Raw genomic sequence first — 14,350 nt, forward strand, 5'->3', positions numbered from 1 at the left:
CCGATCCGTGCGTTTTTCTGCTTAAATTCCATTTTTCATCAAATTTCAACAATTATTCATAAACATAAACATCGAAATTGTCATAAACTATTACCTGGAATTTTGGTTTCCAGACCAAAAATGGATCAACACAACCCAGAAAGGAGACGGAATGCATCACGCCACACCGCTTATCACCACCATTGTAGGTGGCCTTGTGCTCGCTTTTATATTCGGCATGCTTGCCAATAAACTGCGTATTTCTCCTCTGGTGGGATATCTGTTAGCGGGCGTTCTGGCCGGTCCTTTTACTCCTGGTTTTGTGGCTGATACTAAACTTGCGCCTGAACTGGCGGAACTTGGCGTTATCCTGCTGATGTTCGGCGTGGGGTTGCACTTCTCTCTGAAGGATTTGATGGCGGTAAAGGCCATCGCCATTCCCGGTGCGATCGCCCAGATAGCCGTGGCGACGTTACTGGGTATGGCGCTTTCCGCTGTGCTGGGCTGGTCGCCGATGACCGGTATCGTCTTTGGGTTATGTCTTTCCACCGCCAGTACCGTGGTACTGTTGCGGGCGCTTGAAGAGCGACAGCTTATCGACAGTCAGCGTGGGCAAATCGCCATTGGCTGGCTGATTGTTGAAGATCTGGTGATGGTGCTGACGCTGGTTCTGCTGCCCGCCGTTGCCGGTATGATGGAAAAGGACAACGTCGGTTTTGCGTCACTGGCAATCGACATGGGCATTACCATCGGTAAAGTGGTCGCGTTTATCGCGATTATGATGCTGGTCGGGCGTCGTCTGGTGCCGTGGATCATGGCGCGTAGCGCAGCAACCGGCTCAAGGGAGTTGTTTACCCTCTCCGTGCTGGCGCTGGCGCTGGGGATCGCGTTTGGCGCGGTCGAACTGTTTGACGTCTCCTTTGCGCTGGGGGCTTTCTTCGCCGGGATGGTGCTGAACGAGTCAGAACTGAGCCACCGAGCGGCGCATGACACGTTGCCGCTGCGTGATGCGTTTGCCGTACTGTTCTTTGTTTCCGTCGGCATGCTGTTTGATCCACTGATCCTGATTCAGCAACCACTGGCTGTTCTGGCGACGCTGGCGATCATTATTTTCGGTAAATCCGTCGCCGCCTTTTTCCTCGTGCGCCTGTTTGGCCACTCGCAGCGTACCGCATTAACCATCGCCACCAGCCTGGCGCAAATCGGTGAGTTTGCGTTTATTCTGGCAGGGCTGGGGATGGCGCTGAATCTGCTGCCGCAAGCCGGGCAGAATCTTGTTCTGGCGGGGGCGATCCTCTCTATTATGCTCAATCCGGTGCTGTTTGCGCTGCTGGAAAAATATCTCGCAAAAACCGAAACCCTCGAAGAGCAAACGCTGGAAGAAGCCATCGAAGAAGAGAAGCAGATCCCGGTGGATATCTGTAACCACGCGCTGCTGGTCGGCTTTGGCCGCGTCGGTAGCCTGCTGGGCGAGAAGTTAATGGCGGCCGGTATTCCGCTGGTGGTCATCGAAACCTCGCGTACTCGTGTTGATGAGCTGCGTGAACGCGGGATCCGCGCCGTGTTAGGTAACGCCGCCAATGAAGAGATCATGAATCTGGCGCATCTGGACTGCGCCCGCTGGCTGCTTCTGACCATTCCAAACGGTTATGAAGCCGGTGAGATTGTCGCGTCCGCGCGCGAAAAATGTCCGGATATCGAAATTATCGCCCGCGCGCATTATGACGATGAAGTGGAATACATTACCGAACGGGGTGCGAATCAGGTGGTCATGGGCGAGCGTGAAATCGCGCGCACCATGCTGGAACTGCTGGAAACGCCACCGGCGGGCGAAGTCGTGACGGGTTAATCCCGTGCCTGGCGCGGTTTGTAGGCCCGGTAAGCGTTAGCGCCACCGGGCAATATTGCCGGATGGCGGCGAAAACGCCTTATCCGGCCTACGTGACAGCATGTGGGTCAGATCTTAACGATCCCAGTACGACTCTTCGAGACTATCCTCACGCTCCGGCAGACCGCGCGTTAAGCGTGGCGAATGCTGGTTCAGTACCTGATAGCTCACGCGGTTGGCATATTTACACACCTGCGCCAACGACGAATAGGTCAGCCAGCTGAATTGGTGTTTGCTGGAGTTCGGCACGCTGGCGCGGTGATAACTGTTGGCAGTGATATCGTGCAACAACGCCGCCAGCGCGCCATCGCCTGCCCCGTTGGTGTTCATGATTTTTTCCGGTCCCCCCATGTACGGCGCAATATGCGAATAAATACGCAGTGGGGTAATGCAATCTTTGTGGCGCATCGCACGGCTAAACTCGTACTGGTTAAACTCGGCAATCGCGCCCGGCAGCAGCGGATGCTGCGTTTTGCGCTTGACGGAATCTTCCGTAAAACCGGCCATATACAGACCGACCGGACCGGCAGTGCAGAGCACCAAATCCACCCAATCCAACGCTTTATCGGATGCCAGCAGCGGATCGTTTTCCCCGGTCAGCGCCTGCGCTTCTTCTTCGTTCATCGCGAGGATAGAGACATTCTCTTTCAGGAACGCCTGCCACCACTGTGGATTGTCGGCAATGACAAACTTCGTTCCCAGGGTCAGCACCACCGGGACATTGTATTTTTTGGCGTATTCAATCGCCTTCATGGTGGCTTCCGGCATCGGCTCACCCGGTTTGCAGCGCACCAGATAAGAGGTCAGCACCAGCGCGGAGGCTCCGGCAATCACCGACTCCGGAATACTGTCCGCATGCAGTTGGTTCATGTATCCAGGGCTTATCGCAAAGGTGCGTTCGCCAGACTCGCCAATCAACGTAAAGCAACGGCCAATCGGCCCATCAACGCCCTGCAGATAGTTCAGGTCGGTACGGCTGGAGGTGTTGCACAAATAGCGATAGGCATAGCCGCCAATCTCGATATTGCTGCACATCACGCCAAGCAGAACGGAACGGTCATCGGCCAGCACCGAGTAGTTGTGCATGGTATTGCCGATGGTGCCGCCCGCAAATTGATGGGTAATCAGATCCTCGCGGACCAGTTCCTGATACAGCGCTTCCGCAACTTCATCTTCAATAACCAGCGAATGTCCGGCACTCAATCCATAACGTTGTACAAAGTCGTCATCGACTTTGGCTTCAATGTCCACCAGGGTCTGATCGATGCCCACGACCCATGACGCGCTGGTCTCGTTTTCGGGTTGAATTTGCTGCAGCAGCGGATCGCGCGCATTAACGGGGAAATAGTGTTTGGATTTGCGTTTACCGGGAAATTTCATGGTCGTTTTTTAAGGGTGGCTAACGGAGCGAAGAATGGTAGCACATTCCCTCCTTATCGCGCGACGTGAGGCAGAGTTTCAATATCGGGCGACGGGATCGCAGTTTATCGGGCGACAGTTTCTACAATGGGTTCCTTTCACAAGGAGCGTTTTATGAAACCGGAAAACAAAATCCCCGTCCTCGAGCGCATTTCAGCGGAAATGAACGTCGTGGCGAACTTTCAGCAAGAAAACCTGCCGCCCTGGCCCGTCAACGGCGATATCAACGCTCAACGCCAGCACTACACCCGCGAACGGCAGTTCTGGAACGCCGATGCGCCAGAAATGAACACCCAAGAGTGCACCGTTCCGACCCCGTTTGGGGCGATCGCCACGCGCCTTTACTTTCCACAGCCCGAGAGCAAAGCCACTCTGTTTTACCTGCACGGCGGTGGATTTATTCTTGGCAATCTGGACACCCACGACCGGATTATGCGGCTACTGGCGCGTTACACCCAGTGTACGGTCATTGGTATTGATTACACCCTGTCGCCGGAAGCCCGGTTCCCGCAGGCGATCGAAGAGACCGCCGCCGTCTGTCAGTTCTTCCATCAACAGGCGGACGCGTTCTCGCTCAACATGCAGAAAATCGGTTTTGCCGGAGATTCGGCAGGCGCCATGCTGTCGCTCGCCAGTGCGCTTTGGTTGCGCGACAGGCAAATTGTCTGCGGTGATGTAGTCGGAATTCTGCTCTGGTACGGACTGTATGGATTGCAGGATTCGGTCAGCCGCCGTTTGTTTGGCGGCCACTGGGATGGGTTAACCCGTCAGGATCTACAGAATTATGAACAGGCGTATCTGCGTGACGCAGACGATCGCGAGTCGCCGTACTACTGCCTGTTTAACAACGACCTGACGCGTGATGTGCCGCCCTGCTTTATTGCCGGAGCAGAGTTTGATCCCTTAATTGATGACAGCCGTCTGCTGCACCAGACGTTACAAGCGCATCAGCAGCCCTGCGAATACAAAATGTACCCCGGCACGCTCCACGCCTTCCTGCACTACTCACGGATGATGAAAGCCGCTGATGATGCTCTGCGCGATGGCGCACACTACTTCATGCAGCAACTGGATGATGCTCAGCGATAAGCCGCCGTCAGTTTCACCATCATTTCGATATGTTCTGGCGCATCGTTAAGCGCCGGAATATATTCATATTTTTTACCGCCCGCCTCGAGGAAGATCTCTTTATTCTGTACCGCAATTTCTTCCAGCGTCTCCAGACAGTCTGCCGAAAATCCCGGGCACATGACCTGAATATGTCCCACGCCCTTTTCAGCCAGCATTTTCAACGTCTCGTCGGTGTACGGCGTCAACCACGGTTCACGTCCAAAGCGAGACTGGAAAGTCATCATCACTTTTTCAGGCGCGACGCCGAGAGCAGAAACCAGTTCGCGGGTGGTGTCACGACAACGCTGAGGGTAGTCGTCACCTTCATCGGCGTAACGCTGGGGAATACCGTGATAAGAGAGCAGCAGTAAATCCGGCTCGCCATGCTGTGAAAAAGAGGCGCGCGCACTGTTTGCCAGAGCCTCGATATACGCGCTGTCGTCGGCGTAATCGCGAATCAAAGAGATCGCCGGAATACGCCGTTTCCCCGCCAGAATACGCGCCAGTTCGTCCCAGACCGCGGCGACCGTCGAGCAGGAGTATTGCGGGTAAAGCGGCAGGACCACAATGTTTTCCACATGATTGGCCAGCAGTTCGTCAACCGCGCTTTCCAGCGAGGGCGAACCGTAGCTCATCCCCAATGCGACAGGCGTGTCAGGAAGTCGTTCGGCCAGCGCCTGCTGTTGCCTGCGGCTGTAGACCATCAGCGGAGAGCCCTCTTCCAGCCAGACAGACTGGTAGAGTTTCGCCACGCGCGGTGCACGCAGCGGCAAAATCACACCACGCAGCAGCGGCCACCATAACAGCCGGGGGGTATCGACTACGCGTTTGTCGCTTAAAAATTGCTTGAGATAGCGTTTGACCGCTTCAGGCGTTGGGGCATCGGGAGTGCCAAGGTTAGCCAGTAGAATACCGGTTTTCGTCTGACGCATTACCGCCTCTTGTCCATTCATTTTGCGGAGAATTGTAGCGGAAAAGTGAGGAAGAAGAACTAATTGCTGTGAGAGGTATAAAAATTCACCCGGCGGGTGCCGGGTGAAGATATGGCGATTAACCGAGGATTTTTTCCAGGTCAGCACGCACGGAAGCCACGGCCTGAGTACCGTCAACTTTCGCGTATTGGGTGTTACCCGCTTCGGCTTCTTTCTGGTAGTAACCGATCAGCGGCGCGGTCATCTGATGGTATTCGACCAGACGCTTACGTACGGTTTCTTCCTGGTCGTCTTTACGCGTGGTCAGCTCGTCGCCGGTCACATCGTCTTTACCTTCCACTTTTGGCGGATTGAATTTGACGTGGTATACACGGCCAGATGCCGCATGAACACGACGACCCACGATGCGATCAACAATCAGCTCGTCCGGTACGGCAAATTCGAGAACATAATCGACCACGATGCCCGCATCTTTCATGGCGTCAGCCTGCGGAATCGTGCGAGGGAAACCGTCGAGCAGAAAACCGTTGCGGCAGTCTTCCTGAGCGATGCGTTCTTTCACCAGTGCAATAACCAGCTCATCGGTCACCAGTTTACCGGCGTCCATGATGTCTTTTGCTTGTTTGCCCAGCTCGGAACCCGACTTCACTGCGGCACGCAGCATATCACCGGTGGAGATTTGCGGAATACCATACTTCTCCATGATGAACTGAGCCTGAGTGCCTTTACCCGCGCCCGGAGCGCCAAGCAGAATGATACGCATTACGAAAATCCCCTTAAAGGTTGTCGATATTTTTTAAAAAGCGCTAAACGATACCACCATCACGCAATTGGCTCAAGAAAGGCGCCTTCCGCTGAAACGGTTAACAGTAGGATATCGTGAAATATTTTGAATCACGCCTTTTAAATCCTGCGGATATTCTGCTTGCGGAATCTGCCCCTACCCCCGACGCACCGCTTTTCCTCCCCCCTGATTCAGAACGTCCAGAGCCTTCGCCACGGTCGCGTCGTCCGGTACGGCAATCGTGCAAACCGGGATCTGCCCCAGCTCACGATGTTTCGCCATCCCTAAATTATGGTATGGCAATATTTCGGCATGCTGGATCGCGTCGTAACGGGCGGTGATCGCGCGGATCGCCGCAAGATGCTCGTCATTGAAGTTATACCCCGGAATGAGCGGGCAGCGCAGGACAACCTTTGCGCCAATCTCATTGAGCGTTTCCAGCGTCGTCTCCACCACACGTTTGGCGATCCCGGTATGCGATTTATGCGCACGCACATCGGTCACTTTATAATCGAGTAGAAAAAGATCCACCCACGGCGCTATCTCGCGATAGCGCTCAGGGCGCGATGCGCCGTTGGTTTCAATACAGACGTGCAAACCCGCGGCTTTCGCCGCTTTTGCAAGGGCTAACGCAAAGGGGAACTGGAACATCGCCTCTCCCCCGGATAACGTTATTCCGCCCCCCGTTTTCTCAAAGTAGGGCTTATCCTTGATGACCTCGGCGATGATATCGTCAACATCCCGGGTCTGACCGTAGATTTTAAGCGCTTGCGCCGGGCACGCCTCAACGCAGCGTCCGCACGCCTGACAGGCAGAGTAGTCAATCTCATGCCGCCCTTGTGCAAACTGGTGGCAACCGTGCGGGCAAACCTCAGCACATCGCTGACATTGCAGGCACTTATGCTCCATAAACGCCAGTTGCTTTTCCGCTCTCAGCGATTCTGGGTTGTGGCACCAGACGCAGCGCATCTGGCAGCCTTTCAGAAATACCGTGGTGCGGATCCCTGGCCCATCGTGGAGAGAAAATTTCTGAATATCAAAAATCGTGCCCGTCTCGCTCATCGCGCACCTCAGTCGTTCAGCGTACGGTTGAGGATTTCCTGCTGAACATCTCTGTCCAGATTGACGAAGCGCGCGCTGAACCCGCCGACTCGCACAATCAGATTGGGGTATTTTTCCGGGTGCTGATACGCCGCCTCCAGTTCGCCCTTGCCCACCACACTGACCATCAGTTGCGGCCCGCCCCGCTCAAAATACGAGTGCATTAACGCCTCAACCAGCGGGCGACGGGTGTTGAACAACCCTTTACTGAATTTGATGTTTTGTACCGAACCGGCGTGATATTTCGCGTCCAGTTTCAACAACGAGTTAAGCATCGCCGTCGGGCCATTTTTATCCGCGCCGCTTTGTGGGTTGTTGGCATTGCTCATATAAATGCCTTTGTGTCGCCCATCCGCTGACGCGCTGGTGGCACGCCCCCATTCGGTATTCACCTGGTTGTTGATAATAACCACCAGATAGCTGTCCAGCCCAACCCGCTTCGCCGCGTCACGCACGCCGTTGCAGACATAGCGATGCTGCATTACCGCAAGGTCATCGGCAGCGTCGTCATCATTACCGAACTTCGTCGCGGCAATCAGCGCGCGCTTCAGGTCGTCGTACCCCTGGAAATCCGCTTGCAGCGCCGCAATCAGCGTCATGTAGCTGTAGCGTTGCTCGGTAAAAATGACCTGTTTGATCGCGGTCAGGGAATCCGCTGCATTGGTGTTTCCGTAGGTTTCGTTAGTCCCCCCCAGGTAACGCGCGCCGCCATCAAGAAGGGCTTTACCGCGCGCCACGCAGTCTGCCGTCAGCAGTGAGGTGAATAAAAATCCGACTTGCTCATTCATCACCTGATAAGACAACGCCTGGGCGCGCGCCGTGGTGTCAATGTAGTAATCCAGTAAGCGCTGGTAGTTACTGAGCACATCCTCAAAGCAGGTTATCTGTGCTGGCTGAATTAATGCAACACCACCGCTTTTCTCTTTGCCATCCCAAAAATCAATGCCGCCGCTGAGCGAAATATTGAGAATTTTAAGTAAGTTCATGCAGGTATTCGGCGTGCCGACGCTTCTTCCGGCCAGCACGAACTCGCCGCAGCCAAAGGGGACGTACTGCTCAGCTTCCACTTCCGGCACCTGCATAGCATTCATCACTGCCGGAATATTCACGTCATCGTTATACAGAATGGGATAGGTCAAACCGGTGCCAATTACCGCCAGCGCCTGTTGCCAGATAGCACTATCCATCCCCTCATAGATACGCAATGTAAATTGCGGTTCCGTATCGCCATTTTCTTCGACGGCCTGAATCGCCAGGCGGCAATAGACATCGGCATTTTTCGGGTTGCGTCGCCCTTTCCCGCCGACAACAACGCGGCCGTTCACCGTGGTTTTACGCGCTTCAATCAGACGATAGTGGGAGCGAATACAGTCAATGGCCTGCCGTTCGGTCAGTCTTCCGGCCTGAAGATCCGCCACCAGCAGATCCCCAAGATAGTCATCCATGCGCCCATAGTTCACCACGCCCGCACACAGGCTATACAGCCAGCTCAACTCAATCCCCTGAATAAAGGTGGCCGGTTTATCATTGCGGATGGCAGCCAGTTCACTCATTAACAGCACCAGATGCTGGCAGCGATCGGTATCCGTGCAATTCACCATTTCGTCTGCGGCAAGCTGAATGTGTCGGTCAATCACCTGCTGCAAAATGCCCAGCACATCGCGGAAGGCGTGATACAACTGAACCGCCGTCTCATCCTTCACGCTTTCAGCCAGTTTCTGCTGTTGGTCAATGCGCAAAAGCAGCCCGCCGATCCCCAGATCCATCAGCTGCGGATAATCCAGATACATCCCGCTTAAGCGCGCGGTGGCGATCGCCGGAAAGTTAACATCGACAAACTTGCCCAACGTGTCGTCGGTGAGCGCCTGGCGGAAATAGACCGTACGGGTGTCATGCTCGCGCCAGAAGTGCTCAAGCGCATCGACTCTCTCCCGCTGGGCTTCTGTTTCCAGCGTTTCACGCAGCTGGCTTAACTTCGCAAAATGGCAGTAGTGGCCAACGCCGCCCACCGAGGTGACGCAACCAAAGCCAATCGGTAGCGCATCGACACGTCCGAGAATAAGATCGTCGGCAAAAGGACGGCGGAACAGCGTGGGATAGAGTTCCTGCAGGCAGCGAACTTCGCGTGCAAAGCGCTCCGGCGTTGACTGAAATGCCCGGGTGTAGGCTTCCATGATCGCGAGTTGCTCTTCCGGGCTTTTTTCACACGGGATCTTTTTATTCACGTCGACTTGTTCGGCGATAATCGGTTGTTTGCTCACTGTCCTGCCTCCATAAAAATCGTCCCTCTATTAACTTGTAATTACAAATAACCGTCTTTGACCTAAATCAAGAATCCTGAAATGAACAAATCATCACCAGGTGTATTGTGTGAAATCGCCAGCAAATCCAAATAAACGGCGTCATACGTGGCTCAAGTCATGATCAATATCAAGATCCCCTACAGGGTAAACTTTTAGCCTCTGCGAAAGTTGTAAATACAAATAATCGTGAGAGTCTACTGTGAAGATAAACGACCTTATTCATCCGGCGTTGATTTGTCTGGATCTCAAATCAAGCCAAAAAGAGGCAGCGCTGACTGAACTCGCAGACCTTTTATTCAGCGAGAATAAAATTCGCCACACAGGGGAATTTATCCAGGAGATATGGGCAAGAGAAGAGACGGGAAATACCGGATTTGAAGGCGGTGTTGCACTTCCGCACGCCCGTAGCAGCTGTGTTTTATCGCCTGCCGTCGCGATTGGCATCAGTCGCCAGGGTATTGATTATGGCGCTGAAGATGGGCAACCCACCCACCTGATCCTGATGATCGCCTCGGCGGAACAGGCCAGTGAAGCCCACATAGAGGTTCTGGCGCAGATCTCTTCCCGACTGGTGGAAGATGACAGCGTCAGCCAGATCCTCGCCTGTCAGGATGCTCAGGCGGTCACGGATTATTTCTGCCAGTCCAGTGAAGCGTCTACCGAAACGATAAGCACCGCCGCCTCACGCGGACTGATCATCGGCGTGACGGGTTGCCCGGTGGGGATTGCACACACCTACCTGGCCGCAGAGATGCTGGAAAAAGCGGCCGCTGAAATGGGCTATGAGGCCATTGTCGAAACCAACGGCTCCATTGGCGTAAAAAATGCGCCGACCGGGGACGATATCGCCCGGGCTGACGCCATAATTGTCGCCTGTGATAAGCAGGTCGATCTGGATCGCTTTAACGGTAAGAAAGTGGTCATCACAGGCGTCAAAGCCGCCATCAAAGATGCGCAAGGGTTAATTAACCAGGCGTTGGCGGCACAACCTTACCAGGCAAAAGGCACAGCCAAAACGCAGGCATCGACCACATCGGTACGTAGCCAGTTATACAAATCGCTGATGAACGGTGTCTCGTACATGATCCCGTTTGTCGTGACCGGCGGGCTGATGATCGCCCTGGCGCTGGCGCTGGGCGGTGTGCCGACGCCGTCAGGACTGGCTATCCCGGAGGGCAGTTTATGGAACCAGGTGCTGAACGTCGGCGTCGTCGGGTTCACTCTAATGATCCCAGTCCTCGCCGGGTATATCGCTTACGCGATTGGTGAACGGCCAGCGCTCGCGCCAGGACTTATCGGCGGCTGGATTGCCAATACCGGTTCGTTTTACGGCGCCAGCGCAGGATGTGGGTTTATCGGTGCGATCATTGCCGGGCTGCTGGTGGGCTATTTCATCCGCTGGTTGACCCATCTTTCCTGGCACAAAATGTTGCTACCGCTGGTGCCGATCATGATCGCTCCTATTGCGGGCACCGCGTTTATCGCCGCGTTATTTATCTTTGTCATCGGCGCGCCGGTCGCCGACTTGATGGCCTTCCTTAACCATATGCTGACCAACCTTTCCACCGGCAATATCATTCTGATTGGCCTGGTGATGGGACTGATGCAGGGCTTTGACATGGGCGGTCCCTTTGGCAAAGTGGTCTTTATGTTCAGCGTGGGTCTTATCGCCCAGGGGCAAACGCAGTTTATGGGCGCACAGGCGGCAGCCATCCCGGTTGCTCCGCTGGGCATGGCGTTGGCGGCCTTTATCGGCAGGCGTTTCAGTTTGTTTGACGAGGAAGAGTACGAAAACGGTAAGGCCGCAGCAGCGATGGGGCTGGTCGGGATTTCGGAAGGCGCGATTCCCTTTGCCGCCCGCGATCCGCTGTCGGTGATCCCGGCTAACATGATTGGCTCTGCGGTGGCATGCATACTGGGCTTTGTTTTCAGCCTGCACTGCAATGTCGCGCATGGCGGCCCGATCATTGTGCTGCTGGGCGGTTTTGATCAGCCGTTAATGGCGCTCATCGCAATGGGCAGCGGCATTATCACCACTGCTGCAATTGCTATTGCGCTCAAACGACTTAGAATGACGAAAAAGCAGCAATTTCTCGTTCAACCGCAAGCCTAACAAAGGGCGCGTCGTAAGACGCGCCACAACGGACGCCATGAAGTATCTTGATATCTATCTGTTGTTAAGAGAGAAAATCCTTAAAGGTGAATACGCTGCCGGTGAGCCGGTAGAAGGTGAACATGCCCTTGCAGAGCGCTACGGCGTCAGCCGCCCCACCATTCAGAAAGCCGTTGCGCGCCTGAAAAGGGAATCGTTCGTCCATACCCGACAAGGTTCAGGGATCTTCGTTAATCCACCCGAGTTTTACCAGGACAACAATGTCATTACGCTGTCGGAACGTATTCACCGGGATCAAACGCTGGATAACGTGGTGCTCAGTTATGATATTCAGTCGACCTTTACTGAGGTAGCAGCGCAGTTCGACTTACCGCCAGAGACCGCGTTGATTCACTATCGTCGAATGCGGATCATCAACCAACAGCCCGCTATCATTGAAGAAACCTGGATGCCGCAGGCGTTATTCCCGGCGTTTACTCAGGAAAACTGCCGCCAGTCAGTGCTTCACTACATTGAGCAAACCTGTGGTTACGCCATCAGTCACGACGTCAAAATATGGTCGGGAAAAATACTCAATGCGGATGAAGCCTGGCTTTTGCGGTTACCGGAAGGGCAAGTGAGTCTCTGCATCACCCACAAGGTCTATTTACAAAGCGGTGAACTGGCGCAGTACACGCAGGAAACGTTGGCGACAAATAGCGTGACGACGGTGTCGATGCGCTAAAACGAAAAAAGGGCAACCTGCGTTGCCCTTTTGTGGTGATGCTCAGTGTCTTGTAAAAATTACGACACCAGCAGCTGATTCATACGGCGGATGAACTGGTTAGGATCTTCCAGCGTGCCACGTTCGGCGAACAGCGCCTGATCCAGCAACAATTCAACCCACTCTTTGAACTGTGCTTCATCCTGGGTATCCGCCGTGCGTTTCACCAGCACGTGATCCGGGTTGAGTTCAAAGATGTATTTCACCTCTGGTACCGCCTGGCCCGCAGCAGCGAACAGTTTCGCCATCTGGGTGCTCATTTCGTCCGCATCGGTGGTCACGATGGCCGGCGTATCCGTCAGACGGTGCGTCAGACGCACTTCTTTCACACGGTCACCCAGCAGGGTCTTCACTCGCTCAACGAACGGGGTCAGCGCTTTTTCCGCTTCTTTCGCGCTTTCATCCACTTCATCCGCCAGCTTATCGATAGACTCGTCAGCTTTGGCAACGGACTGGAACGACTTGCCGTCGAATTCGGTCAGGTAGTTCATCATCCACTCATCGATGCGGTCAGAAAGCAGCAGCACTTCGATGCCTTTCTTACGCAGCAGTTCCAGATGCGGGCTGCTCTTCGCTGCCGCATAGCTGTCTGCGGTGATGTAGTAGATCTTCTCCTGCCCTTCTTTCATCCGGGAGATGTACTCTTCCAGTGAAACGGTCTGCGCGGAAGAGTCGGTGTGCGTAGAGGCGAAACGCATCAGTTTGGCGATCGTTTCCTGGTTAGCGTTGTCTTCCGCCGGGCCTTCTTTCAGCACCAGACCGAACTGCTTCCAGAATGTCTGGTATTTTTCAGCGTCGTCTTTCGCCAGTTTTTCCAGCATCTGCAATACGCGTTTGGTCAGCGCGCTGCGCAGATTGCGGGTCACCGTGCTGTCTTGGAGAATTTCGCGGGAAACGTTCAGCGGCAGATCGTTGGAGTCTATCAGGCCACGGACGAAGCGCAGGTAGTTCGGCATGAACTGCTCAGCGTCATCCATAATAAACACGCGCTGAACGTACAGTTTCAGGCCGTGCTTGTGATCGCGGTTCCACATATCCCACGGCGCCTGCGACGGGATGTACAGCAGGCTGGTGTACTCCTGCTTCCCTTCCACGCGGTTGTGACTCCAGGTCAGCGGGTCAGTGAAGTCGTGAGCAATGTGCTTATAGAATTCGTTGTATTCGTCGTCTTTAATGTCAGACTTGTTACGCGTCCACAACGCCTGCGCTTTGTTGATTTTTTCCCAGGAAACCACGGTTTCACCGTCTTTCTCTTCCTGTTTTTCAATCTCTACCGGCAGTGCGATATGGTCAGAATATTTGCTGATGATGGAACGTACGCGCCAGTCATCGAGGAACTCGTCTTCCCCTTCACGCAGGTGCAGGGTGATTTCCGTTCCGCGATCCGCTTTCGTGATATCAGCAACCGTATATTCACCTTCACCGGCAGATTCCCAGAACACGCCATTTTCCGGCTTGTCGCCCGCCGCACGGGTGCGTACGGTCACTTTATCGGCAACGATAAACGCGGAGTAGAAACCGACCCCGAACTGACCGATAAGCTGGCTGTCTTTCGCCTGATCGGAGCCCATGGATTCGAGGAAGGACTTGGTGCCGGACTTCGCGATGGTCCCCAGATGATCGATAACATCGTCACGGTTCATCCCCACGCCGTTATCGGCAATGGTCAACGTACGCTTATCTTTATCGAAGGAGACACGCACACGCAGCTCACCGTCGCCTTCGTACAGGTCCGGGTTAGACAGCGCGCGAAAACGCAGCTTGTCTGCCGCATCCGAGGCGTTAGAGATAAGCTCACGCAGGAAGATTTCTTTATTGGAATACAGAGAATGGATCATCAGGTGCAGAAGCTGTTTTACTTCTGACTGAAAACCGCGGGTTTCTTGTCCTTTCATGTAGATCTACCTCAACAATGCCATTTTTAATGGTAAAAAACACGTTGAGAGGGAAATGGGGAC

10 protein-coding genes are annotated in these 14,350 nt (G+C 54.4%); 4 read left to right on the top strand and 6 right to left on the bottom strand.

Going from position 1 to position 14,350, the window contains the following annotated elements:
* The first annotated feature begins 151 nt into the window (after nucleotides 1-151).
* Nucleotides 152-1,828 carry a YbaL family putative K(+) efflux transporter gene (gene ybaL / locus AC07UY_RS03495; RefSeq protein WP_203358625.1) on the top strand — a complete coding sequence of 559 codons (1,677 nt, stop codon included), beginning with the start codon at nucleotides 152-154 and terminating at the stop codon, nucleotides 1,826-1,828.
* Between the two features lie 114 nt (nucleotides 1,829-1,942).
* Here ybaL and AC07UY_RS03500 read toward each other — a convergent pair whose 3' ends face one another.
* The gene (locus tag AC07UY_RS03500; RefSeq protein WP_494700736.1) at nucleotides 1,943-3,247 is read right to left on the bottom strand and encodes an inosine/guanosine kinase; all 1,305 of its coding nucleotides are present in this window, start codon (nucleotides 3,245-3,247) and stop codon (nucleotides 1,943-1,945) included.
* Nucleotides 3,248-3,400: 153 nt separating this feature from the next.
* On the opposite strand from AC07UY_RS03500, the gene aes reads away from it, so the two are divergent.
* Nucleotides 3,401-4,375, top strand: a complete 975-nt coding sequence (gene aes, locus AC07UY_RS03505; RefSeq protein WP_494700735.1) for an acetyl esterase — start codon at nucleotides 3,401-3,403, stop codon at nucleotides 4,373-4,375.
* Here the strand turns inward: aes and hemH are convergent.
* The 4 genes from hemH to AC07UY_RS03525 form a co-directional block, all read right to left on the bottom strand.
* Complete coding sequence (gene hemH, locus AC07UY_RS03510; RefSeq protein WP_494700734.1) at nucleotides 4,366-5,328, bottom strand: ferrochelatase; 963 nt, start codon at nucleotides 5,326-5,328, stop codon at nucleotides 4,366-4,368. The genes aes and hemH overlap by 10 nt on opposite strands.
* Nucleotides 5,329-5,446: 118 nt before the next feature.
* Entirely contained in the window at nucleotides 5,447-6,091 is a 645-nt protein-coding gene (gene adk / locus AC07UY_RS03515) for an adenylate kinase (protein WP_276292543.1), read from the bottom strand.
* A gap of 177 nt (nucleotides 6,092-6,268) precedes the next feature.
* Nucleotides 6,269-7,174, bottom strand: a complete 906-nt coding sequence (locus AC07UY_RS03520) for a glycyl-radical enzyme activating protein (protein WP_494700733.1) — start codon at nucleotides 7,172-7,174, stop codon at nucleotides 6,269-6,271.
* Nucleotides 7,175-7,182: 8 nt separating this feature from the next.
* Complete coding sequence (locus tag AC07UY_RS03525; RefSeq protein ID WP_494700732.1) at nucleotides 7,183-9,474, bottom strand: pyruvate formate lyase family protein; 2,292 nt, start codon at nucleotides 9,472-9,474, stop codon at nucleotides 7,183-7,185.
* Between the two features lie 241 nt (nucleotides 9,475-9,715).
* Here AC07UY_RS03525 and AC07UY_RS03530 point away from each other — a divergent pair, with 241 nt between their 5' ends.
* Nucleotides 9,716-11,629 (top strand): PTS fructose transporter subunit IIABC, encoded by a 1,914-nt coding sequence (locus AC07UY_RS03530; RefSeq protein ID WP_494700731.1) that lies wholly within the window; start codon nucleotides 9,716-9,718, stop codon nucleotides 11,627-11,629.
* A 37-nt stretch (nucleotides 11,630-11,666) separates the two neighbouring features.
* The gene (locus tag AC07UY_RS03535) at nucleotides 11,667-12,353 is read left to right on the top strand and encodes a GntR family transcriptional regulator (RefSeq protein ID WP_203358633.1); all 687 of its coding nucleotides are present in this window, start codon (nucleotides 11,667-11,669) and stop codon (nucleotides 12,351-12,353) included.
* Nucleotides 12,354-12,412: 59 nt separating this feature from the next.
* Here the strand turns inward: AC07UY_RS03535 and htpG are convergent, their stop codons facing one another.
* Nucleotides 12,413-14,287, bottom strand: a complete 1,875-nt coding sequence (gene htpG, locus AC07UY_RS03540) for a molecular chaperone HtpG (protein WP_494659250.1) — start codon at nucleotides 14,285-14,287, stop codon at nucleotides 12,413-12,415.
* Between the last annotated feature and the right edge of the window lie 63 nt (nucleotides 14,288-14,350).

It is taken from the genome of Citrobacter sp. GW821-FHT02E08 (assembly GCF_059421685.1).

Excerpts from the sequence above, each read along its gene's own strand:
- ybaL (WP_203358625.1), top strand. The coding sequence starts at position 152 with ATGCATCACGCCACACCGCTTATCACCACCATTGTAGGTGGCCTTGTG.
- AC07UY_RS03500 (WP_494700736.1), bottom strand. The coding sequence starts at position 3,247 with ATGAAATTTCCCGGTAAACGCAAATCCAAACACTATTTCCCCGTTAAT.
- aes (WP_494700735.1), top strand. The coding sequence starts at position 3,401 with ATGAAACCGGAAAACAAAATCCCCGTCCTCGAGCGCATTTCAGCGGAA.
- hemH (WP_494700734.1), bottom strand. The coding sequence starts at position 5,328 with ATGCGTCAGACGAAAACCGGTATTCTACTGGCTAACCTTGGCACTCCC.
- adk (WP_276292543.1), bottom strand. The coding sequence starts at position 6,091 with ATGCGTATCATTCTGCTTGGCGCTCCGGGCGCGGGTAAAGGCACTCAG.
- AC07UY_RS03520 (WP_494700733.1), bottom strand. The coding sequence starts at position 7,174 with ATGAGCGAGACGGGCACGATTTTTGATATTCAGAAATTTTCTCTCCAC.
- AC07UY_RS03535 (WP_203358633.1), top strand. The coding sequence starts at position 11,667 with ATGAAGTATCTTGATATCTATCTGTTGTTAAGAGAGAAAATCCTTAAA.
- htpG (WP_494659250.1), bottom strand. The coding sequence starts at position 14,287 with ATGAAAGGACAAGAAACCCGCGGTTTTCAGTCAGAAGTAAAACAGCTT.